This window comes from Chryseosolibacter histidinae (assembly GCF_018598225.1).
GTDB classification, from domain to species: Bacteria; Bacteroidota; Bacteroidia; order Cytophagales; family Cyclobacteriaceae; genus Chryseosolibacter; species Chryseosolibacter histidini.
Genome location: NZ_JAHESF010000038.1, coordinates 38,321 through 62,621, shown reverse-complemented (window position 1 = coordinate 62,621; position 24,301 = coordinate 38,321). Strand labels below are relative to the sequence as shown.

The following is a 24,301-nucleotide window of genomic DNA, read 5'->3' as shown; positions in this document are numbered from 1 at the left end:
AAACAGGACCTCAGGTTCATGTTTGCCCAATGGTAATTGGTTAGTATAAAACGGTCAACCAATTTTAGGGATTGACACCCTACTGACTTCTGACTCCTGGCTCCTGGCTACTTCTCCTTACTCCCTTACTCCTTGCTTCTTACTCCTGATTTCTTGGAGATTTATTCCTATTATTGCACAGCCAATCCTATGATTGGCTTATTTTTTACCTGAAATTGAGGTTTTTTATCGGTCATGCGGACTAAGGCCATTACAAGACTATTGTTTACGGTTGGGGTAATCACCTGGCTGGCCTTGCTGTTCACTGATATTTCCATTGTTTTCAGCTCCACACACGACATCAAACCCGACATTCCCGTCTGGCTTCCGAATGTCATCCTCAACCTCTTCATCATCGCGTTGTATTATTACTACAAGTTCAAGATCGAACGCGACGAAGTACTGAATTTTGTAGACCTGCTGTGGAGAGTTTTCGCTACCGGCCTTGTGGCTACGGTGATCTCATTGGGTCTGAAGCTTATTGAATACCTGCTCGGCTCCACCAAGCTTACCACCCACGTTGTTTTCATCGACCTGATCTACCTGATCAACCTGGGACTGATGGTGGGATTTCTCATCATGGCATTCACGGCGTGGAAGCGGCTGATCCTTTATCAGAAATCGAAATGGCTGCTTCGCCTCTGGAACGTTTTTGAGTGGGGCCTGCTCGTTACCCTGATCTACAACAGCTTCGATTTTCCCGTGATCGAAGGATTTCACGTAACGCTGCTTGCATTTTTTGTTGTGCTGGGGCTGATCCTCTCTGGCAATATGAAGTGGGTTGCGTTCCTCAACTTCAGGCAGAAGTGGACCAGCCTGCTGCTGTTGTTGCTCACCATCTTTTACCTGCTCTACGGATTTTATACCACGAGCTCGCTGGTAGAATCGCTGTCGGCCAAAGCGCCACAATTCACCGATTATCGTTTTCACATTTTCATTCTGTCGCTGATCACGTTTGTGAGCATCTACAGCACCTTTTCGTTTTTGGTGATCCTGTTCAACCTTCCCACCACATCGGTGTTTGAGCAGAAGCTGGAGGAGGTGGTGAACTTTCAGCGCATCAGCCAGTCGATCCAGACAGAACAAAGTGAAGACAGCGTTTACAACATCCTGCTCGAGACTTCGGTGAGCACGGTGTTTGCAGACGCGGCGTGGCTGGAAGTGAAAACGCAGGACCCTAAACTTTTCACCTACAAGATCTCGGATAAGGAAGCGCATGATATCATCAACCACCTCAATGCGCAGAATGTAAAAGGCATCCTGGACCAGGGAAGCGACAAGACCAAGAACCTGTCGCGGCACCTGGCTTCGTTAAAAGGCTCGCGCTTCCGCTCCATTTTGGCGTTCCCCATCTTCGTGAAAGGGGAGAACATTGGTACGCTGGCCCTTTTAAAAGAACTGGCCGAAGGATTCAATAAAGAGATGACCAAGATCGTCTCTACGTTTGCCAACCAGGCGGGTATTTCCATCGAGAATTTCAGGCTGATGGAGGAGGCGTTGCAGAACGAACGTTATAAGGAAGAGCTGAAGATCGCCAAAATGGTGCAGAAAAGCCTTTTGCCGGATGTGCTGGAAAAAGACGATGATTTCGACATCGCGGCGTTTTCAGAATCTGCCGATGAAGTGGGCGGCGATTATTATGACACCCTGCGAACTAATCCGAACGAAGTTTCCTTAATAATAGCGGACGTTTCCGGAAAGGGAACTACTGCGGCCTTTCATATGTCTCAGATGAAGGGCATTTTCCATAGCCTTGCGCAGGATTGCATTGAACCTGATACCTTCATGAAACGCGCCAATCAGGCGCTGGTGTATTGTCTCGAAAGAGGTTCGTTCATCTCGGCAACTTTTTTTGTGATCAATACGCAGGAGAAGAAAGTACGATACTCGCGCGCCGGGCACTGCCCCGTACTATACTATCACGCAGCCCAGGATTCAGTAGAATATCTGCGCGATAAAGGCATCGCCCTGGGTATGGTACGCAACAAAAGTTACGGGAATTTTATTCAAGCCAACGAATTTGAATACAGATCAGGCGATATCATGGTGCTCTACACCGATGGTATCACGGAGGCGAAGGATAAAAAAGGAGAGGAATTCGGGTATGACAGATTGACACAGGTGCTGGTGGAAGTGAAGGATCTGCCGCCGAAGCTGATCCAGGAGCATATGATCAACAAATTGTATGAATTTTCGGGAACGAGGAACATCAATGATGATTATACCACCATGATCGTGAAATTTAAATAAGCAGGGAATATTACCCGGTGAGCCTAAACATAAAGAATTAAAAAACGTTTAAACACATGATCCACATAAAAAGACTTCAGGAAGACGGTGCAGATATCATTGCCCTGATCGGTGAAATTGACGCCAGTTCTTCCATAGAGCTTGATCTGGCGATCGCCAAAAGTGTGGGAGAAGGATTTTCCAGGATCCTGATCGATTGCAGCTCACTTGAATATATTTCTTCTGCGGGTTTGGGCGTGTTTATGTCCTATATAGAAGAATTCAATGATAAAAAGATAAAAATGGTGTTGTTCGGTATGAACGAAAAAGTAGCCAATACATTCGAGATACTCGGACTTCACGAGTTGCTGCAGATCGGCAAGGATAAAGTTCAAGCAAAGAAAATGATCGATGAACTATAAGTATAAAGTTGGATGCAGCATTGAGAACCTGAAGGGTGTACGCGATTTCATCCGCGGCGCGCTGAAAGACCATGGCGTCTCCGATCTTCAGATCAGCGAGATGGTGTTGGCGCTGGATGAGATGTGCTCCAACCTTATGATCCATGCGCACCATTGTAACCCCGACGAACTTTTTGAACTGAAGATAGACGTTGAAAAAGATCATCCCGTTGTTTTCGAGATCATCGACGACGGATCATCGTTCGACATCAACCAGTTCAGCGAACCTGAGCTCGGCAACCTCGTTCACGAAAAACGCAAAGGCGGCCTCGGTATCCGCCTGGTAAAATCCATCATGGATAAGATCGAATACCAGCATGCCAGTGGAAAGAACATCTGCAGGCTCATCAAAAAGGTCCAGTTCAAATAAGCCTGAAATTCCGCCATGATTAAAAAAAGCATCACGCTGATCCTCTTTTGTTGCTTCATCGTTCTTCAGGCTTCGGCCCAGTCATCAGAAAAGAAAGAAACACCACCCCCTCTTTTTACACTTGCCAAAAAACCGGTTCTCGCCGATGAGTTCATCTATCTCTATCGCAAGAACCATACAGACAAGCAGGGCGATTTCACCCAGGCAAAAGTTGAGGAGTACCTCGACCTGTTCGTCAACTTCAAACTGAAAGTAGAAGAAGCCCGCCGCCGTGGCCTCGATACCACCCAGGCTTTTCTCAAAGAATACAGCACCTACAGGGAAGAGCTGCGCAAGCCCTACCTGCCCGACACCAGGATGCTCGACAGCCTCGCAGAGCTTACATACAAAAGAATGCAGGAAGAGGTGCGGGCATCGCACATTCTGCTGAACCTGAAACCCGATGCCTCACCCGAAGATACACTGGCGGTTTACAAGAAAGCCCTCGAGCTCAGGAACCGCGCCCTCACAGGAGAATCTTTCGAAACGCTGGCGAGCACGTTCTCAGAAGACCCTTCGGCCAAGATCAACCGTGGCGACCTTGGCTACTTCACCGCCATGCAGATGGTGTACCCGTTCGAGCAGGCAGCGTACACCACATCACCCGGAAGCATTAGCATGCCCGTGCGCACCAGGTTCGGATATCATATCGTAAAAGTTACAGACCGCAAGCCCGCCCGCGGCGAAGTGGAGGTCTCGCACATCATGATCCGCACCGGCGAAGGTTTCGATAACGAGAAATCGAAGAACACCATCTTTGAAATTTATGAGCAGCTTCAGAAAGGTGTGAAGTGGGAAGAGCTGGTGAAAGAATATTCACAGGATCCTTCTTCCAAAGACAATGGCGGCAAGCTGCGGCCCTTCGGTGTGGGTGCCATGGCAGCAGTGCCCGAGTTTGAGCAAACCGCATTTGCCCTGAAGAAACCCGGCGATATCTCAGACCCGTTCCAGACACAGTTCGGTTGGCACATCATGCGCCTTGAGACCAAGATCCCGATGCCTGCTTACCAGGAAATGGCCGCTTCGTTGAAGAACCGTGTAAGCCGCGACGAGCGCTCACAGATCTCGAAGCAGGCGTTGCAGACCAAGGTGAAAAGAAAATTCGGCTTTACCGAAAATCAGCAGGTGAGATCAAAAGTGCTCGCGCTGGCTGACTCCACCTTGCAACAAGGCAAATGGAAAGCAAAGGCGGCCATTACACCAGCAGAAGTTTTATTTACTGCACAAGGACAGCAACACACCACAAAAGATTTTATACAATTTGCCGAACGCATGCAGAAGCCGAACAGCATGTCGCCGGCACAATACCTCGAAACGCTTTACAACCAGTATGTAGACGAAGCGCTGGGCCTGCTGATGGAAGAAAAGATCAAGGCGCAGAATCCCGACTACAACTGGCTTCTAAAAGAATATTACGAAGGCATTTTGCTGTTCGAGATCATGGAGAAGGAAGTATGGAACAAAGCCTCTGAAGACTCCGTGGGCCAGCGCAAATATTTTGAGCAGCACGCCGCCAGCTATCAGGCAAAAGAACGTGTGAAAGCCCGGATCTACTCGTCTGCTTCGTCAAAAGTGATGCTCGACGTGCTGAAGGAAATGGTGGAAGAAGGCGATTCGGCCAAAGTGCAGGCGTTTGTGAAAGAGCAGAATATCCGCCAGGAGACGGGCGTCTTTGAAAAAACAGACAGACCCGTGCTGGGCAAGATCACCTGGGCCAAGGGAGCGCATCTGGCAGAAAACAACGGAACGCATTATCTTGTGTGGGTACGCGACATGATCGCACCCGGTCCACGGTCGTTCAGCGACGCGCGGGCGGCTGTGATCTCAGATTATCAGAACTACCTTGAAAAGCAATGGCTGGAGCAATTAAGAAAGAAGTATCCCGTTAAGATCAGCAAAAAAGGCAAACAATTCATTTTACAACAACTGGTAAAAAATTGATCGTTACAGCTCATTCATTCATGCTCAGGAACATTATCATCATGATTGTTGCGGCGTTTTCGCTGGCCGGCTGCGATTTTATCAAGATGCGCAGTGACAACTCCAAGGACGACGAGAACCGGCAGCCGATTGCGCGTGTCAATAACGCCTTTCTGTATAAGGATGAGCTCTCGGGCATTGTGCCGGTGAGCGCCGCCAAAGAAGACAGCGCCGCCTGGGTTGAAGCCTACATTGACAGCTGGATCAGGAAACAGCTGCTCATCCAGGAAGCCACCCGCAAGATCAATATCAACGAGGCCGAAGTGGAGCGCAAGATCCTCGACTATCGTTACAGCATTATCGCCTATGAGTATCAGAGCTACTACATCAAGCAGAACCTGGATACCATGGTGTCGGCACCGGAAATAGAGGCCTACTATAAAGCCAATATCGACAACTTCATTCTCAAGCAGAATATCATCAGGGCGTCATTCATCAAGGTGCCCAAAAATGCGCCCAATGCCAAAAAGATCAAGGAATGGCTCTTTTCCAGCAATGAGGAGAGCAAAACGGCGCTTAAAACCTTCTGCCTGAGCTTTTCGGTGGCCTACCACATCTCCGATTCAACCTGGATGATCTTCGACGAGCTGGTGCGCAATTCGCCCCTGGTGGAGATCCCCAACAAAGTGCAGTTTTTAAAGAGCTACAATTATTACGAAACGGAGGATGAGAGCTATCTTTATTACCTGAAAGTAGACGAATACCGCATTTCGGATAATGTTTCTCCCATGGAATTCGTTAGGGATGAGATCACAAACATTATTTTAAATAAAAGAAAAGTAGAACTTGCCAAGAAATTGGAAGATGAGGTTTATAATCATGCGCTGGAACGTAAGGAATTTGAAATCATCAGCCGTTAGACCGTCATGGATGGGCACAATGCTGCCTGTATTGGTCTTTCTGGCATCATTTTCGGGCTTGCAGGCCCAGGACGAGAATGAGAATGGGTTTGTGGTAGACGAGGTGATCTCCAAGGTTGATAACCATATCGTGCTGCGATCAGACCTCGACCGGGCTTACCAGGATTACCTCACCCAGGGCGGCAGCCAGTCGCAGGAGGCAAAATGCCAGTATCTGGCCATGCTGATCCGCAACAAGCTGATGATGGCCAAGGCAGAGATCGACTCCGTAATGGTGCTCGATGCCGAAGTTGATGCCAATACACAGCGCCGGATGGAGCTCATCCTGGCACAATCCGGAAGAACGGCCAACGAGCTGGAAGAGATCTATGGCAAGCCGCTGGAACAGATCAGGACCGAGCTGCGCGATCAGATCCGCGAGCAGATGATCGTAGGCAAGATGGAAGGTACCATCACCGAAGGCCTCACTGTGACCCCTGCCGAAGTGAAGAAGTTCTTCAACCGCATTCCCAAAGACAGTCTTCCTTACTTTTCTGCTTCCGTCGAGGTAGCACAGATCGTGAAGATCGCCAAGAGCAGTCCCAAGCAAAAAGAGGCGGCACGCAACCAGCTGCTCGACATCCGTTCGCGCATCCTGGCGGGTGAAGATTTTGCAACCCTCGCTAAAAAATATTCAGATGATCCCAGCGTGTTGTCGAACAACGGTGACATGGGCTGGGTTGGAAGGGGACGTATGGTGCCTGAGTTCGAGGCCATGGCCTTCAGGCTGAAACCCAACGAGATCTCCAACCCTTTTGAATCGGAGTTCGGTTTCCACATCATGCAGCTGCTGGAGCGCAGGGGAAATGAATATCACTCCCGTCATATCCTCATCTCGCCGAAACCTTCAAACGACGATCTCAAACGTGCGTCGAACTTCCTCGACAGCCTTCGTACGAGCATCAAGAACGATAGTATCAAGTTCGAACAGGCTGCCAAACAGTTCTCTGACGACACGGAGACCAAAGGCAACGGCGGATTCTTTGTTGATGCCGACGGCGGCCAGCGTATTCCTATCGATGAGCTTGATCCTGTGGTGTTCTTCAAGATCGACTCCATGCAGGTAGGTGATATCTCCAAGCCGCTGGTATACCGCACCAACGATCAGAAGGATGCGGTGAGGATCCTGTTGTATAAGTCCCGCATCCCTCCCCACCAGGCTTCGTTGCAGGAAGACTACCATCGTATTCAGGTAGCCACCCTCAACGAAAAGAAGAACAAGATCCTGCAGAAGTGGTTTGACAAAGCCCGCCAGGATGTGTTCATCAACATCGACAAGAACTACGAGTTCTGTGGCATATTGGAGTGAGTGATCACGCCAGTCGTTTTGCCACTTCGTCCCAGTTCACCACATTCCACCAACTGTTGATGTAGTCGGCGCGTTTGTTCTGGTACTTCAGGTAATAGGCATGTTCCCACACGTCGAGCGCCAGTACAGGTGTTCCTGTAAGCTCGCCCTTGAGGTTCATCAGCGGATTGTCCTGGTTGGCGGTTGATCCGATCTTCAGCTTACCGTTTTCGTTGACGAGCCACGCCCATCCGGAACCGAAGCGGGTTGTTGCAGCTTGTGTAAATTGTTCCTTGAATTTATCGAACGATCCGAATGCGCCGTTGATGGCATCGGCTACCTTGCCCTGCGGAGCGCCACCGGCTTCGGGCTTCATCACCTGCCAGAAGAAATTGTGATTCCATGCACCGCCACCGTTGTTCCGCGCTTTCGCCGATAACTTGGAAGCGTTGCTGAAGAAATCTTTTTCGGTTCCGTAAGTGATCTTCTCCGCGGCGATCGCATCGTTTACATTTTTGATGTAGGCGGTGTGATGTTTGGTGTAATGGATCTCCATGGTCTGCGCATCGATGTGAGGCTCGAGTGCGTTGTATGCGTAAGGCAGCGCCACCTGCGAAAATTGAAGGGCCGCTCCCGGCGCAGCAACGTGTGTTGCACCTGCTGCAGCCTTTACTTCCTGCATCACAAAAGGAACCCCCGCTGTTGTCACAACGGCTGCTTTTAAGGTTTTTCCGATAAAATCTCTTCTTGTTGTTTTCATAAACGATCTATTAATTTTCCCTTTCGGGCTTGATTTTTAAATATGGCGAATTTAACCAAAAAATTTTAGCTTGCACGGGTCAAATCATCCCCATCCGAACATGAAAGAGATCCTATACGATGAAATACCTTCTCTTGATCTGGCTTCATTTTACGGCAATGATAAAAAGAAGAAAGAGGAGTTTGTAGCAGCGCTCGGTGCAGCCTACCACAACATCGGTTTTGTGGCCATCCGCAATCACTTCCTCAGCGATGATCTTCAGCAGAAGCTCTATGTGGCCATTAAAAAATTCTTCGCGCTGAAGGATGAGACGAAACAGAAATACGAACGTGCAGACCTTGCAGGACAACGCGGATATATCGGAAAAGGGAAGGAGCACGCCAAAGGAAGGAACACCGGCGACCTCAAGGAGTTTTATCATGTAGGCCAGGAGTTGGATGAGGCGGAGCTGCGCAAGGAGGGATATCCCGCCAATATCTGGCCCGATGAAGTGCCCGAGCTCAAACAGATCTCCGTTGATGTTTACAGGGCGCTGGAGAAGACCGGCACGTACATGCTGCGGGCCATAGCGTTGTACCTGGAGTTGCCTGAAAATTATTTCGACGACAAGATCAAAAATGGCAACAGCATTCTGCGGCCCATTCACTATTACCCCATTGAAAATCCCGATGCTGTTCCTGCCGATGCAGTGCGTGCGGCGGAGCATGGCGACATCAACCTGATCACCCTGCTGATGGGTGCCAGCGCCGATGGATTGCAGGTGCTGCGCCGCGATGGCAAGTGGATCCCCATTACAGCGTTGCCTGATCAGCTCGTGGTGAATGTAGGCGACATGCTGGAGCGCCTCACCAACAAAACGCTCAAATCGACTATCCACCGCGTTGTGAACCCGCCACGGCACCTGATGAACACACCGCGTTATTCGATACCGTTCTTCATGCACCCACGATCGGAGATGAGCCTGGCTGCCTTGCCGGGAACCGTGAACAAAGAGAATCCGAAAAAGTGGGATGACATCACCGCCGGAGAATTCCTGGATCAACGCCTCGCCGAGATCGGGCTGAAGAAAAAATAAATATCCATCAACAGGTCTTGATCAAACACGTCAGATATTACCTGTTTCTGAAGGATGTCCTGATGCTGGCCGTTACTACGTTCGGAGGGCCACAGGCACATCTCTCGCACTTTCAGAAAGTGCTGGTAGACAAACGTAAATACCTGTCGTCAGAAGACCTGATGGAGATCAACTCATTGTGCCAGATCCTTCCCGGGCCAGCCTCCACACAAACACTCACTGCCATCGGGTTCAAGATCGGCGGACCCAACCTTGCGTATCTGACTTTACTGGCCTGGATCATTCCTGCTGTAGCGGTGATGACTGGCGCGGCCATCGGCCTCTCTTACATGGATGAGAAGCTCATCATCGAGCTCACACGTTTCATCAGGCCCATGGCGGTAGGTTTTGTGAGCTACGGCGCCTATATGATCAGCCTCAAAACGGTGACCACCCGAACGGGAATTGCGCTGATGATCCTGGCTGCGGTGATCTCGTACTTCGCACAAACGCCTTTTATATTTCCCATCATCCTGATCATCGCCGGTCTCATCACGTCACTGAAGTTCAGGTCACAGCCCAGGGAAGAGAAGCAAAAGCTCACGATCGACTGGTCTAACTTTCTGCTGTGGGCGGGTGTGCTTATCTTCGCCGCGGCACTCGGTGGCATTACCAAGGCGCTGCCAGTGAAGTTGTTCGAGAACTTCTATCGAAACGGAAGCCTCGTGTTTGGCGGAGGACAGGTGCTGGCGCCGTTGCTCTATACCGAGTTTGTACAGTACGCCAAGCCTTTGCATCACCCTACTTCGCATGACGAGTTCCTTTCGGGATACGCTCTTGCGCAAGCCATCCCAGGGCCGGTGTTCTCTTTCAGCGCTTATATCGGGGCCCTTTCAATGCGCGACTATGGCATCGGTGGCGAGATCCTCGGGGCCATTGTATCGGCGCTCGGTATTTTTCTGCCGGGCACGTTCTTGATCTTTTTTGTGATCCGTTTCTGGGAGAGCCTGAAGAAGTACCGTGCCGTGCGCGCATCGCTGGAAGGCATCACCGCAGCCAGTGCGGGGCTGGTAGCAGCGTCAGCCATCATCATGTTCCAACCCCTCGAAAATACATTCCTGAATTTTGGCGTCACCATCGGCACCTTCGCCCTCCTGGTCTTCACGAAGATACCTTCGCCCGTGATTATTTTGCTGGGACTCGTTTTGGGGTTCGTGTTCGGAAAATAGTTGACAGTTGACAACCCCGATATTCATCGGGGGCAATTGACAATGCTTAGAGTCAACGTCTCAAATTCGAATTAGAAAACAGAAGTGAAAGTCGACACCATCCGTTGTCAACTGTTCATTTGTCAATTGTCAACTTACTTCCTGCTTCCGTAAAAGAGCGTGAAGAACAACGTGGGATAGATGGCGTAGTTCTCGGCGGTGGGTACCATCACTATTTTGCTTGTATAGGCATCGAGCAGGAACCCGGCTTCAAATCCGGTAACCTGGCTCTTGATAGTGCCCAGCTCAAAGTTGATGGCTGCTTTGGCGTTGGCGCCGAGTTTGATCTTGGATTCGCCGAGGCCTTCGAACAGCCTGCCGGGTCCATAGATGTCAGAGGGTTGTGTGTGTTTTTTAGGATCGTATTGCTCACGAATGGTGACAAAGTCAGATGATCCGCGAAGCTCGATGTAGTACGGAGCAACGATACCGATTGTGGGGCCAATGGCAGATACAAACTTGATCTCAACGCCCTGTTGTGGCGCCTTTTTGAACAGGATCAGGTCCCTGCCGTACTGCAGCCTTATGGCATACAGGTAGTTACTTTTGCCATAAAGGAAAAAATTGCCTGTGCTGGTGGAATTTTCGCGTGATTCCTGCGGGTGCTTCACGTTCATGAGCTCGAGACCGTAAGTTTCCAGAAGGCGATCGTTGATCTTGCGTGCTTTTTTGAACACAAATCCTCCGATCAGTCCTCCGTAGGTATTTTTATTGATACCCCACGTGAACTCGGATTCATAGTCGTAGCTGTCTTGTGTTTGCGCAGATGCGCTGAGCGCAAAGGCACTTAAGAGCACAAAAATTGCGGAAATCCTGATTTGACCCTTCATCCTGGCCTGAAACTTAGAAGACTAAATTTAAATTTTTTTACTTCGGTAACACAAGGATATAACGTAAAAAGTTATTCCCGTGGTTCTGCGAAACGGGCTTTATTGTTAGGGATCCTGTGTATAACGGATACTTACTTTTCAATTATTTAATAGCGGATCTGATCTCCTGGTAATCGATCTCAAAATGAGAAAGATGCAAGACAGATCGCCCTTTGTCGATCAGCAGGATCTGGGGAGATTCGTGCTCAACCTCGAACTGCGTTGCCAGGGAATTCGAGATCTCGCGGTGGTTGAGCAGGTCGAGAAAATAAGGTTTTACGCGGGCCATCTCCTGGTCGTTCCAATGGCGTTCGAGCCGGTCAAGGGTGGTACGGCTGATGTTGCACCGGGTGCTGTGTTTGAATATTAAAACGGGCCTTTCGATAGATTCTTCCTTGATCACCTGCAGCTGATCCAGCGCCTTCAGTTCATGCCATTTCATTCTCAAAATCCAATTAATCGTACCACAATCCCTGCTCGCCCCTGTCGTAGCGGGGTTTGCCACGCTTATCCTTCAGGTGATCAGGCAGGGTTTCATTTTTCCTGAATAAACGCGACCACCAAAGCTTAAAGTTCGTCAGCATGTCTTTTTCTTCATCAACATTGTTTTTGTTGATCTTGACAAACTGCGCGTCCGGGTGAAGTTGTCGCTTCCCGAACAGCTCGAACTTGCGCATTTTAATGTTGCCCTGGTAGTCGGTGGCCCGGGCAAATGCTTTGCCCACCTCCCTTACTTTCAGCGCACCCTCAGCGCTGCCGGGATTTTTAACATACTTGTAGGCCCTCATGCCCAGCGCGTACTGGCTGGCTTCCCTGGTGGCTTTGCTCGGCTTCAGGCCCGGTATACTTCCTTCAGGGGCATTCTTGCGGGTGCCGTACTCCGGTCTTTTCACTTTCACCTGCAGGCCGTCTACATCATAGGTTGTGCGCGGTCTCATTTTCAGCGGTGCATCTTCTGCCGCATTGGGATTCTGCACGTACTTCCGCTTCAGCTTGATGGCGCCCGTATATTCTTCACCCTGGTCGTTCATCACCTTCATACCACCGCGAAGGTTGCCCGTGTAATTCCCCGCTTTTGCAGCAGCGGGTGAAGGTGTGCGCACGGCAATAGGTGTTTCACGGTTATTCCAGAGCTTCCCGCTCACGCTTCCGCCGCCTTTCAACGGCCTACGCGTTTTGATATTCCCCGTGTATTCTTCGCCCTGGTCGTTCATCACCCTGGTGCCAGCCCTTATGAAGCCGGTGTAATTGATATGCCATCCACCCATGCCTGGCTGACGCGCTGGTAGCGGTGTCTGCCGGTTGTTCCAGAGCTTTCCGCTCACGCTTCCACCGCCTTTCAGTGGCCTGCGTGTTTTGATGTGCCCGGTGTACTCTTCACCCTGGTCGTTCATTACCTTCACGCCCCTGATGTTGCCGGAGTAGCCGATGCCTCTTCCGCCGATACCCGGGGTGCGTGCCGGTATCGGTGTTTGCCTGTTGTTCCAGAGTCTACCGCTCACACTTCCACCGCCTTTCAACGGTCTCCTGGCCCTGAAGTGTCCTGTATATTCTTCACCCTGGTCGTTCATCACCTTTACGCCACCCCTGATGTCTCCGGGGTACTCTTCACCCTGGTTGTTGAATCCCCTTCTGCCAGCCCTGATGTTACCAGAATAGTTGACACCTCTTCCACCAATACCTGGTGTTCTCGCAGGAATGGGCTGTCGTCCGTTATTCCAGAGTCTGCCACTCACACTTCCGCCACCTTTCAGAGGCCTTCTGGTTTTAAGATTTCCGGTGTACTCCTCGCCCTGGTTGTTAAATCCTTTTCGCCCAGCCTTGAGGTTGCCGGAGTAGCCAACACCTTTTCCACCGATGCCGGGCGTCCTTGCCGGGATGGCCTGTCGTTTGTTGTTCCAGAGTCTGCCGCTCACACTTCCGCCACCTTTCAGAGGTCTTCTGGTTTTGAGGTTTCCGGTGTATTCTTCGCCCTGGTTGTTAAATCCTTTTCGTCCGGCCCTGAGGTTGCCGGAATAGCCGACACCTTTTCCGCCAATGCCGGGTCCTCTTGCGGGGATGGCTTGCCGCTTGTTATTCCAAAGTCTGCCACTCACACTTCCGCCACCTTTCAGCGCCCTCCTGCTTTTGAGCGCGCCTGTAAATCCTTCGCCCTGATCGCCCGGGAACCGCCTGCCCTGGATGTTGCCCGGGAACCGCTCGCCCTGGTAACGCATGCCCACCCTTCTTTTTTCAGGCGTCTGAATAGGCCTGCCTTCAAATCCTTTTTTGCTGGTATAATTCTTTCTGATCCGCCTTCCGCTCACATCGCCCGTCCAGGCTTTTCCGGATCGTGATCTTGTCGCAAATCCTCCACCGCCGCCCTGATAGGCACGATCACCCACCTGCTTCCTGACTTTGTGAGGCCTGGCTGTGGGATTGATCATTACGCGGGGCCGCTCGGTCTCAAAATTTTTCGTGCGCAGGGGATGGCCCGCAATATCGGTGGTAATGGCACGCTCGCCTTTTTTCTTCGGCCTTGGAAATCGCGCCCACATGTTGGTGCTTCTCCGGGCCATGAACGGTTTCGAAGCCGTACGCGGCGCGATCCTTCTTTTTTTACCGGGTCCTTTGTCGGCACTGCCCTGAGACAAGAAACCTCCGCCGCCACTGATACGGTTTGACCGCGCGCTTTTCGGCCGCCGTGCATAGTTGCCTACATAACGGTTTGATTGACTATAAACACCTCTGCCTGGTTGTGCGGAGATCCTTCCGGAAGAAGGAGAGATGTTGCGTCTTCTGTTACTGCGTGACAGTACGGAGCCGCCCGGCGATTGTGTGATGCCAGGCCGTTTGGTCTCAAAGTTCTTCGTGCGAAGCCTGCGCCCTGCGATATCTTTGGTATATGCCCTTTCACTTTTTTGTCTCGACTTGGGGAAGATAGCCCAGGCGTTGACACTCCGGCGTGCCGTGAACGATCGCGAGGCAGACCGTGTCACAACCCTTCTTTTTCTTCCCGGCTGGCGGTCTGCCGGTCGGGTAGGAGCGCGGCTTACAAACCGGCCCGACTGCGGGTAAACATTGCTTACCCTGCCCGTGGCCGATCGCGGTGTGATCCTGGCGGTGGTTTTGCTGACCCGTTTTCGCTCCGGGTCACCCTTGGTTTTTCGGGTGCTGTTATTATTCACATACCGGTCTGACTGCGGAAATACATTGCGCCGCCCTTCACCTTTGGGAGTTTTGGTGTGATTGTTCACGAACGGGCCCGACTGTGGGTACACATTGCGCGGTCTTTCGCTGGGGCGCGACCGGTAAACAGTACCCAAAGCACTGCCGGCACGTTCGCCTCCTTTTGATTTTTTGCGTGGCTTATAAGCTCTCAGGCTCGAGGTGGTGCCCCGTTTGGATTTGATACGTTTCGACTTCTGTTTGCCTGGCGTTTTGAACCTGGTTTCGCGGTTGGTGGTTGGCTTGTCACCCTTGGTATTCTGGGCAAGCGCGGGAATAGCCAGCACCAGCACAAGAATGCTTAAGCTGATGATCCTGATTGCCCGGTTTGCCATAGGGATATTAATAACGCTGCAAGCGACTCAAACTATATGCAGATAAACAGGCTAAGATAGCTAAAATTTCAGCAACTGCTCAATTCTTGCTTTAAGGCGTTCTTTGGGCAGGAAATTCTGTTCTAATGTGGGGGCAAAAGGGATCGGTGTATCCAGACTTGCTTCCCGCAGTACAGGGGCATCCAGATCGGTGAAACAATGCTCATTGATCCACGCGCTGATCTCCGCGCCGATGCCGCCCGTCAGTGTGTCTTCATGCAGGATCAGCACACGGTTGGTCTTCTTCACCGTGGTGGCAACCGCTTCCTGATCCCAGGGCAGCAATGTTCTCAGGTCAAGGATGTCGGCCTTAATGTGAGGCATGGTGCTCAATACCTCCGCAGCCCAGTGCACGCCCATGCCATAGGTGATGATGGAAAGGTCGTTGCCTTCTGTCACCAGGTTTGCCTTGCCTATTTCAACCGTGTAGTAGTCGTCCGGGATCACATCCTTGATGGAGCGGTACAGGAGCTTGTGCTCGAAATAGAGGTAAGGGTTGGGATCTTCCAGCGCGGCACAAAGCAGACCTTTGGCGTCATACGGGTTTGAAGGATAAACGATCTTCAGGCCTGGCGTATGGAAGAACCACGCTTCGTTGCTCTGTGAGTGAAAGGGACCCGCGGCGGTGCCTGCGCCTGTGGGCATGCGCACAACAACATCGGCATGCTGCCCCCAGCGCCAGTGTGCCTTTGCCAGGTTGTTCACGATCTGGTTGAAACCTTCCGTTACAAAATCAGCAAACTGCATCTCCACCATCGCCTTCATACCTTTGATGGAGAGGCCAAGCCCTGCACCTACAATGGCAGATTCACAGATGGGTGTGTTCCGCACGCGTGCTTTGCCGAACTTCTCAACAAATCCTTCGGTGATCTTGAAAACACCACCGTATTCGGCAATGTCCTGGCCCATCAGCACAAGGTTATCGAAACGTTCCATGCTCTGGCGAAGGCCGTCGCTGATGGCATCGATAAAACGTTTTTCGGTTTTTTTATCTGCCGCGGGTGTCACCACCTGTTGTGTGAACGGTGCATACACATCGTTGAACTCGCGCGCGGTGTCGGCCACCGGATGGGTTTCCTGGAAAGCGATATCGAGACCCGCTTCGATCTCCTGTTTTATTTTTTTGCGCACCGCTTCCACGTAAGCCTCGTCGATCACCTTCTCTTTCAACAGATACTGCTCGTAGTTTTCGAGAGGATCTTTTTTGGCCCACTGTTCCATCAGCTCTTTAGGAACGTATTTGGTGCCTGACGCCTCTTCGTGTCCGCGCATGCGGAATGTTCGGCACTCCACCAGCACCGGCCTCGGGTTCGCGCGGATGTTCTCCGTGAGCAGCCTGATGGTGTCGTATACTTCCAGGATATTGTTTCCGTCGATGCTGACAGCTTCAATGCCATAGCCGATGCCTTTGTCAGCGAAGCTCTCGCAGCGGAACTGCTCGTTGCTGGGGGTGGAGAGTCCGTAGCCGTTGTTTTCGATGATGAAGAGCACGGGCAGATCCCAGACGGCGGCCACGTTCACCGCTTCATGGAAATCGCCTTCGCTGGTGCCACCGTCGCCATTGAACACGGCGGTCACCTTCTTCTCATCTTTCAGTTTATAGGCCAGTGCTATACCGTCAGCCACACCGTTCTGGGGGCCGAGGTGTGAGATCATACCCACAATGTGGTGCTCGTTGTTGCCGAAATGGAAAGAGCGGTCGCGCCCTTTGGTATATCCCATCATGGTTCCCTGCCACTGGGCGAACAGCCTGTCGAAAGGCATGTTGCGCGACGTGAAAACACCCAGGTTGCGGTGCATGGGCAGGATGTACTCGTCAGGCTGCAGGGCATGGGTAAGGCCCACCGAAATAGCCTCCTGGCCGATGCCGCTGAACCACTTGCTGATGCGGTTCTGGCGCAGCAGGATCAGCATTTTTTCCTCGATCATCCTCGGCCTTAATAGTCCTTCGTAAAGCTGCTTCAGGAGCGCGTCGTTGTATTGTTTCCGGTTAAAAACCATATCCATAAAATTGCGCGGCAAGTTAAAATGTTTACCGATGCCAGCAGTATGGAAGATGCTGAAAAACCTTTCTATAAAGTGGAAAAAAGTGGCGTTATTTGAGGCCTTTATGATCCAGTTTGAAGAATTCACCCTTGATAACGGCCTGAAGGTCATTGTGCATGAAGACCCCACCGTGCAGATCGCCGTTCTGAATATTTTATACGATGTTGGCTCCCGCGACGAGCGCCCCGACAAAACGGGGTTCGCACACCTGTTCGAGCACCTGATGTTCGGAGGTTCGGTGAACATTCCCAACTATGACGAGCCGCTGCAGAAGGTGGGAGGAGAGAACAACGCGTTCACCAACACAGACATCACCAACTATTACCTCACGGTGCCGGCCGCCAATATCGAAACGGGGTTCTGGCTTGAGTCTGACCGTATGCTGAGCCTTTCGTTCGATCCGCAGGTGCTGGAAGTGCAGCGCAAGGTAGTGATCGAAGAATTCAAGCAGCGCTATCTCAATCAGCCTTACGGCGATGTGTGGCTCCGTCTTCGTCCGTTGTCTTACGCCGTGCATCCCTATCAGTGGGCAACCATCGGCAAGGAGATCAGCCACATCGAGAACGCCACCATGGACGACGTCAGGAATTTCTTCTTCAATCACTACGTGCCCAACAATGCCATTCTGGTGGTGGCCGGAAACGTGACCACAAGCCAGGTGAAGAAGCTTGCTGAAAAATGGTTCGGCCCCATTCCGGCGCAGCAGATCGCAAAACGTTCGCTGCCCGTGGAGCCGCAGCAGAAAACAAAACGTTTTCTGGAAGTGGACGCCAACGTGCCGGCCAGTGCATTTTACAAAGCTTACCACATGCCCGGCCGTTTTCACCAGGACTACTATGCCTCCGATCTGCTGAGCGACATCCTCAGCCGGGGCCAGTCGAGCCGGTTGTACCAGAAGCTGGTGAAGGAGAAGGAGATCTTCACCTCGATATCATCTTTTGTCATGGGCACTATAGACCCGGGATTGCTGGTGGTGAACGGCCGCGTGAAGAATGGCGTGAAGCTCAGCGACGCCGAAGCGGAAGTGAACGCCGTGATCAACGAGGTGGTGGCGAATGGTACAACGGAAGAAGAGCTGGAGAAGGTGAAGAACCAGGCGTATTCCACCATCGAGTTCGGTGAAGTTGAGGTGATGAACCGCGCTATGAACCTGGCTTTCGCCAAACTTTCTGGCGATGCCGGCATGGTGAACCGCGAAGGCTCAGACATCCAGGCGGTGACACTCGCTGACATCAAACGTGTTGCGCAGCAAACCCTGCGCGAAGAGAACTCGAATGTGATGTACTATCACGCAAAACGTTAAGCAAAAATGAAGATACGGGTAGGCATGGGCTTCGATGTGCATCAGCTGGAGAATGGCCGTGATTTTTTCCTTGGCGGGATCAAGCTGGTATCCGAAAAAGGTGCTGTGGGCCATTCAGATGCCGACGTGCTGATCCATGCCATCTGCGATGCGTTGCTGGGTGCCGCCAACATGCGCGACATCGGCTTCCACTTTTCCAACAAAGACGATCGCTGGAAAGGAATGGACAGTAAATTCTTCTTAAAAGAGGTTACACGCATGCTGCACGACAAAGGCTGGAAGATCGAGAACGTGGATTGTACACTCACGCTCGAGAAGCCGAAAGTGAACCCGCACATCGACGCCATGAAAAAAGTGCTCGCACCGCTGATGCAGATCACCGAAGAAGATGTTTCCATCAAGGCCACCACCAATGAAACATTGGGTTACGTTGGCCGCGAAGAAGGTGTGAACGCTTACGCTGTGGCCCTGATCTCGAAAGGATGAGCCAGGTCAGCATCATCACCACCACCGATGGCTCGCACTCGCTGCTGAACACTTCACTCAACGAGACCTATCACTCTGTCCACGGTGCGTTGCAGGAGTCGAAGCACGTGTTCGTCAGGCATGGACTGGACTTTTTTTGTGAGCGTTCATCCGTTGACTCCATCCATATTTTCGAAATGGGTTTCGGCACAGGTCTCAATGCGCTGCTCACGGCACAACGTGCGGCAGAAACGCAACGACACATTCACTACACTACGCTCGAAACTTTTCCCCTGGATCAGTCCATCTGGAAGCAGTTGAACTATGCAGATACCGATGAGGCGAAAGATCTTTTTCAGAGGATTCACGAGGCCGATTGGAATAAAGAGTCAGTAGTGACTCCGTTCTTCACACAATTGAAAATGGAAACCTCGCTGCAGCAGGCCACACTGACTCCAGCATTTTTTGATGTGGTGTACTACGATGCGTTTGCGCCCAACAAGCAGCCCGAGCTATGGGAAATGGAATTGCTCAGGAAAGTAGTGGAAGCCATGAAGACGGGCGGTATATTTGTGACCTATTGCGCCAAGGGGCAGCTGAAACGTGACCTGAAAAGCCTGCAACTGTCGGTTGAGACACTCGCCGGCCCGCCTGGAAAGAAAGAAATGGTCAGAGCGTTAAAAATTTGACTTGTGAACTTTAAAACAGTTGTAAAAATTTCAATCGTTTTCGCTTTAATTGAAAAATTTCAAAATCACGTTAACTGCAAACGTTGACGTTTTTTAAATTTTAAACTATTTTGAATCATTTCTGAAAAGATTCGAAAAATTCTGCTAAACTGGCAACTCGCCCCAATTTCCTTCTGTTTCTTTCCTAACTTCAAAAAATTGTTTGGTGACAAAAGACGCCTATTTTATCACCTATTCCCATTTTAAGAAGTAAAATGCAAACAACCACCACCAAAAGCTTGTACACGCCGGAGCTTGAGCACGATGCATGTGGTATCGGGTTCGTAGCCAATGTGAATGGTACAAAGTCTAACAACGTACTGCGAGATGCGCTGTCCATGCTCGAGAACATGGAACACCGTGGGGGCAGGGGCTGTAACGCCAAGACTGGAGACGGAGCCGGTGTGCTCATTCAGCTGCCTCATGATTTTTTTGTTGAAGAAGCCTTTCGCCTGGGCTTCGAGTTGCCCGCCGTAGGTAAGTACGGTGTGGGTATGGTATTCTTCCCACGCGATAAAAAGGTGCTCAATGCCTGCCGCGAAGCGCTGAAGAAGAACATCACCGCCCTCGGCCTCGAGCTGATCGGTTTCAGGGGCGTTCCCGTTGACCACAGCATACCAGGTCCCGGCGCCGCCGAAGTTGAACCTGTGATCGAACAGGTTTTTGTGAAAGCCAAGAACGATCTCTTTACTGAAGATGTGCTCGAAAGAAAACTCTTCGTGTTGCGCAATTCGGCTTCGCACAAGATCGCCAAAGATGTAAAAGGCAGCAACAGGGAGTTTTACATCACCAGCTTTTCTGCCAAGACCATCGTATACAAAGGGCAGCTTCGTACTGAACAGCTGCGCAAATATTTCTTCGACCTTCAGGATCCGCGTTTGCGCACGGCACTGGCCCTGGTGCACTCAAGGTTCTCTACCAATACTTTCCCCAACTGGAAACTTGCCCAGCCCTTCCGTTACATCGCGCATAATGGTGAGATCAACACCATTCGTGGTAACGTGAACAAAATGAAATCGAAGGAGGCCATGTTCAAATCCACACTCTTTACCGACGAGGAATTGAAGATGCTGCTGCCGATCACTGTTCCGGATGGATCTGACTCGGCCAACCTCGATGCGATGGTGGAGATGCTGGTGCTTTCGGGCCGCAGCATTCCCCACGTGATGATGATGCTTGTTCCCGAAGCATGGCAGGATAACAAGCTGATGGATCCGCACCGCAAGGCATTTTATAAATACCACGCTTCCATGATGGAACCCTGGGATGGTCCGGCCGCCCTGGTGTTTACCGATGGCATGCGCATTGGTGCCACGCTCGATCGTAACGGTCTGCGTCCGCTGAGATATTATGTAACCCGTTCGGGTCGTATGGTGATGGCCTCCGAAGCCGGCGCGTTGCCTGTTGATCCGAAAGATATTCTCGAAAAAGGCCGGATCACACCGGGTAAGATGATGCTGGTGGACCTGGAGCAGGGCAAAGTGTTTGACGACGAAAAAGTAAAACGCTCTGTTTACGAAGGCAAGCCCTACTTTAACTGGATCATCCAGAACCGCCTCAAGCTCAGGCTCGAGCCCGAGCAGGAGTGGTTTGAAGATAACTTCGATGAAAAAACGCTGGCACAACGCCAGAATGCTTACGGCTTTACGGACGAAGATATCAAAACCGTTCTCACGCCGCTGGCAGAAAAAGGATACGAGGCCATCGGTTCGATGGGTGACGATACGCCGCTGGCGGTGCTTTCAAAAGAGAGCCGTCACATCTCGAACTACTTCAAGCAGCACTTTGCACAGGTAAGCAATCCGCCGATCGATCCGATCCGCGAGCGCCTGGTGATGTCGCTCTTTACCAGGATAGGGCAAAGCCTGAACGTGCTGGAAGAAACACCGCAGCATACCGCGCAGATCCACATCTCGCAACCGGTGCTGCTCAACAGCGACCTCGAGAAACTGAAACATTTACCGGCTCACGGTTACGAATACGCCATCATCCGTTGTGCGTTCCTCGCCGACGGACAACCCGGCAGGCTCGAAGAAAGCCTGAACAGGATCTGTGCTGAAGCTGAAAAAGCAATCCGCGCAGGCAAAAAGATCATCGTGCTCTCTGACCGGAAGATCGGTCCTGAGTATGCACCGATCCCGTCGCTGCTTTCTATCGGAGCCGTGCATCAATCGCTCGTTGAAAAAAGGATCCGCACACATGCAGGCTTGCTCGTGGAAGCTGGCGATGTATGGGAAGTGCATCACTTCGCCACCATCATCGGGTTCGGCGCAAGTGCTATCAATCCGTACATGGCGTTGGAGACTATCCACTTCCTCAACAAGAGCGGTGCGCTGGGCACAGGTTTGACCGACGAAGATGCTTACCACAATTACCAGAAAGGTATCGGCAACGGTTTGCTCAAGGTAATGTCGAAGATGGGTATCAGCACACTGCAGTCATACCAGTCGGCACAGATCTTCGAGGCCCTGGGTCTTGGAAGCGAAGTGATCGACAAGTGTTTCCGCGGAACCATCAGCCGCATCGAAGGTTTGTCTTTCGACGACCTGGCCCGCGAAGTGCTGGTGCGTCACAACCTGGCATTCAAACAGGAAAGCAACTCACTTCCCGTGGGTGGTGTGTATCAGTGGAAGAGAAGGGGTGAGAAACACCTGTTCAGCCCTGAAGTGATCCACCTGCTGCAGCATTCTACGAAATCAAAGAACTACGCGCTATTCAAAAAATATACGGAGAAGATCAACGATCAGACCAAAGATTCATTTACCATCCGCGGACTGTTCGAGTTCAAGAAACGCAACTCCGTGCCCATCGAGGAGGTAGAGCCTGTTGAAGAGATCTTCAAACGTTTCGCCACGGGCGCGATGTCTTTCGGATCGATCTCGCACGAGGCGCACACCACATTGGCCATTGCCATGAACCGCATTGGCGGCAAGAGCAACAGCGGTGAAGGTGGAGAAGATGAAGTGCGTTTCGAGAAGAAAGCAAACGGCGACTGGGAGCGCTCTGCCATCAAGCAGGTTGCCTCCGGAAGGTTTGGTGTTACCAGCTACTACCTGAGCAATGCCGACGAGCTGCAGATCAAGATGGCGCAGGGTGCCAAGCCCGGCGAAGGTGGTCAGCTGCCAGGGCATAAAGTTGACGAGTGGATCGGACGTGTGCGTCACTCTACACCGGGTGTAGGATTGATCTCGCCGCCGCCACACCACGATATCTATTCGATCGAAGATCTTGCCCAGCTGATCTTTGACCTGAAAAATGCTAACCGCCAGGCGCGCATCAACGTGAAGCTCGTGTCGCAGGCCGGTGTCGGTACCGTTGCCGCAGGTGTTGCCAAAGCCAAGGCCGACGCCATCCTCATCTCCGGTGCAGACGGCGGAACGGGTGCATCGCCGATCAGCTCCATGCGCCACGCAGGTTTGCCGTGGGAGCTTGGGCTCGCAGAAGCACATCAGACACTGGTAAAAAATAACCTGAGAAGCCGCGTGGTAGTACAGACCGACGGACAGATCCGTACAGGTCGTGATATTGCCATCGCTGCATTGCTCGGTGCAGAAGAGTGGGGTGTTGCTACCGCAGCGCTTGTTGTGGAAGGTTGTATCATGATGCGCAAGTGTCACCTGAACACCTGCCCTGTAGGTATCGCCACACAAGATCCTGATCTGCGCAAGTTGTTCACCGGCGACCCTGATCACGTTGTGAATTTCTTCCACATGCTGGCCCAGGACCTGCGCGAGACTATGGCCGAGCTCGGCTTCCGCACCGTGAATGAAATGGTGGGGCGCACGGACGTGCTGCGCATGCGCCAGGACATCGACCACTGGAAGATCAAGAAGCTCGACCTTTCACCGGTTCTTCACCGCGAACCTGCCCGTGAGCACATCGGTGTTTACAAGCAGATCGAGCAGGATTTCGAGCTCGAAAAAGTGCTCGACTGGAAGCTGGTGGAAGCAGCGAAGGCAGCGCTCGAAGAAGGCGAGCCTGTGCAGGAGAAGTTCATTATCCGAAACACAGACCGTACTACCGGTGCACTGCTGTCGAACGAAATATCGAAACGATACAAAGGCAAAGGATTGCCTGAAGATACCATCCACTTCAACTTTAAAGGCTCCGCAGGCCAGAGCTTCGGTGCGTTTGTTGCGCCCGGCGTTCGCTTCGAGCTGGAGGGTGAAGCCAACGACTACTTCGGAAAAGGTCTCTCCGGTGGCAAGCTGATCGTTTATCCCGATAAGGAAGCAACCTTCAAGCCTGAAGACAACATCATCATCGGCAACGTGGCCTTCTATGGTGCTACCTCCGGTGAAGCTTACATCCGCGGCCAGGCCGGCGAACGTTTCTGCGTACGCAACTCGGGCATCAAGGCTGTGGTGGAAGGTGTTGGCGATCACGCCTGCGAATACATGACCGGTGGCCGCGTGGTAATTCTGGGTAAGACCGGAAGGAACTTCGCCGCGGGCATGAGCGGTGGTATCGCTTATGTTTTTGATCCGGAACATGCGCTCGAGAAACTCTGCAACAAAGACATGGTTGAGCTCGAGACGATGGCCGATGAAGACAAGGCCGAAGTGAGATCCATGATCGAGCGTCATTTCAACTACACTGGCAGCGACCCTGCCGAGTGGGTGCTCGAGAACTGGGACATCGCCGCCGAGCTTTTCGTAAAAGTGATGCCGAAAGATTACAAGGCTGTGCTGCAAAAGCAGAAAGCCCTCAACGGCACCGCTGTGAAAACGGAGAAGAAAGTAGCAGTTAAAGTCAGTTAAATCAGTTGACAATTGACAAATCCGATAGAAAGCTATCGGGCAATTGACAACCGTGAACAGTACACAACAAGTGATTTTAACACCCACCCATTGTTAACTGTTCATTTGTCTACTGTCAACTTAAAATTAGATAACGACGCAATAAAAATATCAGACACGCCT

At 51.6% G+C, this 24,301-nt stretch carries 17 protein-coding genes; 12 read left to right on the top strand and 5 right to left on the bottom strand.

The genetic code is table 11. The features are described 5' to 3' along the window. Window positions 1-234 precede the first annotated feature (234 nt). Genes KK083_RS25795 through KK083_RS25770 form a run of 6 tightly spaced genes read left to right on the top strand, consistent with a single transcriptional unit; the run spans window position 235 to window position 7,326 of the window. Window positions 235-2,289: a GAF domain-containing SpoIIE family protein phosphatase gene (locus KK083_RS25795; protein ID WP_254168855.1), complete on the top strand. Its 2,055-nt coding sequence runs from the start codon at window positions 235-237 to the stop codon at window positions 2,287-2,289. Window positions 2,290-2,345: 56 nt separating this feature from the next. Next, complete coding sequence (locus KK083_RS25790) at window positions 2,346-2,690, top strand: STAS domain-containing protein (protein ID WP_254168853.1); 345 nt, start codon at window positions 2,346-2,348, stop codon at window positions 2,688-2,690. After that, the gene (locus tag KK083_RS25785; protein WP_254168851.1) at window positions 2,680-3,099 is read left to right on the top strand and encodes an ATP-binding protein; all 420 of its coding nucleotides are present in this window, start codon (window positions 2,680-2,682) and stop codon (window positions 3,097-3,099) included. The genes KK083_RS25790 and KK083_RS25785 overlap by 11 nt, the downstream gene beginning before the upstream one ends. A 15-nt stretch (window positions 3,100-3,114) precedes the next feature. Beyond that, window positions 3,115-5,079, top strand: a complete 1,965-nt coding sequence (locus KK083_RS25780; RefSeq protein ID WP_254168849.1) for a peptidylprolyl isomerase — start codon at window positions 3,115-3,117, stop codon at window positions 5,077-5,079. Window positions 5,080-5,099: 20 nt separating this feature from the next. Further along, window positions 5,100-5,978 (top strand): peptidyl-prolyl cis-trans isomerase, encoded by an 879-nt coding sequence (locus KK083_RS25775; RefSeq protein ID WP_254168847.1) that lies wholly within the window; start codon window positions 5,100-5,102, stop codon window positions 5,976-5,978. Window positions 5,979-5,988: 10 nt separating this feature from the next. After that, entirely contained in the window at window positions 5,989-7,326 is a 1,338-nt protein-coding gene (locus KK083_RS25770; RefSeq protein WP_254168845.1) for a peptidylprolyl isomerase, read from the top strand. A gap of 4 nt (window positions 7,327-7,330) precedes the next feature. Here the strand turns inward: KK083_RS25770 and KK083_RS25765 are convergent, their stop codons facing one another. After that, window positions 7,331-8,065 (bottom strand): superoxide dismutase, encoded by a 735-nt coding sequence (locus KK083_RS25765; protein WP_254168843.1) that lies wholly within the window; start codon window positions 8,063-8,065, stop codon window positions 7,331-7,333. A 100-nt stretch (window positions 8,066-8,165) separates the two neighbouring features. On the opposite strand from KK083_RS25765, the gene KK083_RS25760 reads away from it, so the two are divergent. Both KK083_RS25760 and chrA read left to right on the top strand, forming a co-directional pair. After that, window positions 8,166-9,140: an isopenicillin N synthase family dioxygenase gene (locus tag KK083_RS25760; RefSeq protein WP_254168842.1), complete on the top strand. Its 975-nt coding sequence runs from the start codon at window positions 8,166-8,168 to the stop codon at window positions 9,138-9,140. Between the two features lie 17 nt (window positions 9,141-9,157). Beyond that, window positions 9,158-10,348 carry a chromate efflux transporter gene (chrA, locus tag KK083_RS25755; protein ID WP_254168840.1) on the top strand — a complete coding sequence of 397 codons (1,191 nt, stop codon included), beginning with the start codon at window positions 9,158-9,160 and terminating at the stop codon, window positions 10,346-10,348. 134 nt (window positions 10,349-10,482) lie between these two features. Here chrA and KK083_RS25750 read toward each other — a convergent pair whose 3' ends face one another. The 4 genes from KK083_RS25750 to KK083_RS25735 form a co-directional block, all read right to left on the bottom strand. Beyond that, entirely contained in the window at window positions 10,483-11,217 is a 735-nt protein-coding gene (locus tag KK083_RS25750; RefSeq protein ID WP_254168838.1) for a hypothetical protein, read from the bottom strand. A gap of 142 nt (window positions 11,218-11,359) precedes the next feature. Further along, a complete protein-coding gene (gene ytxJ, locus KK083_RS25745) occupies window positions 11,360-11,698 on the bottom strand; it encodes a bacillithiol system redox-active protein YtxJ (RefSeq protein WP_254168836.1) in 339 nt (112 codons plus the stop codon). 13 nt (window positions 11,699-11,711) lie between these two features. Next, window positions 11,712-14,798 (bottom strand): hypothetical protein, encoded by a 3,087-nt coding sequence (locus KK083_RS25740; RefSeq protein ID WP_254168834.1) that lies wholly within the window; start codon window positions 14,796-14,798, stop codon window positions 11,712-11,714. Window positions 14,799-14,858: 60 nt separating this feature from the next. Next, on the bottom strand, window positions 14,859-16,838 hold the full coding sequence (locus KK083_RS25735) for an alpha-ketoacid dehydrogenase subunit alpha/beta (protein ID WP_254168858.1): 1,980 nt from the start codon (window positions 16,836-16,838) through the stop codon (window positions 14,859-14,861). Between the two features lie 109 nt (window positions 16,839-16,947). On the opposite strand from KK083_RS25735, the gene KK083_RS25730 reads away from it, so the two are divergent. From KK083_RS25730 to gltB, 4 genes are all read left to right on the top strand, one after another. Next, complete coding sequence (locus KK083_RS25730; RefSeq protein ID WP_254168857.1) at window positions 16,948-18,186, top strand: M16 family metallopeptidase; 1,239 nt, start codon at window positions 16,948-16,950, stop codon at window positions 18,184-18,186. Between the two features lie 6 nt (window positions 18,187-18,192). Further along, the gene (gene ispF, locus KK083_RS25725; RefSeq protein ID WP_254168832.1) at window positions 18,193-18,672 is read left to right on the top strand and encodes a 2-C-methyl-D-erythritol 2,4-cyclodiphosphate synthase; all 480 of its coding nucleotides are present in this window, start codon (window positions 18,193-18,195) and stop codon (window positions 18,670-18,672) included. After that, entirely contained in the window at window positions 18,669-19,340 is a 672-nt protein-coding gene (gene mnmC2, locus KK083_RS25720; RefSeq protein WP_254168830.1) for a tRNA (5-methylaminomethyl-2-thiouridine)(34)-methyltransferase MnmC2, read from the top strand. Before ispF ends, mnmC2 begins: the two co-directional genes overlap by 4 nt. A gap of 254 nt (window positions 19,341-19,594) precedes the next feature. After that, the gene (gene gltB, locus KK083_RS25715) at window positions 19,595-24,139 is read left to right on the top strand and encodes a glutamate synthase large subunit (protein WP_254168828.1); all 4,545 of its coding nucleotides are present in this window, start codon (window positions 19,595-19,597) and stop codon (window positions 24,137-24,139) included. Window positions 24,140-24,301: the final 162 nt, after the last annotated feature.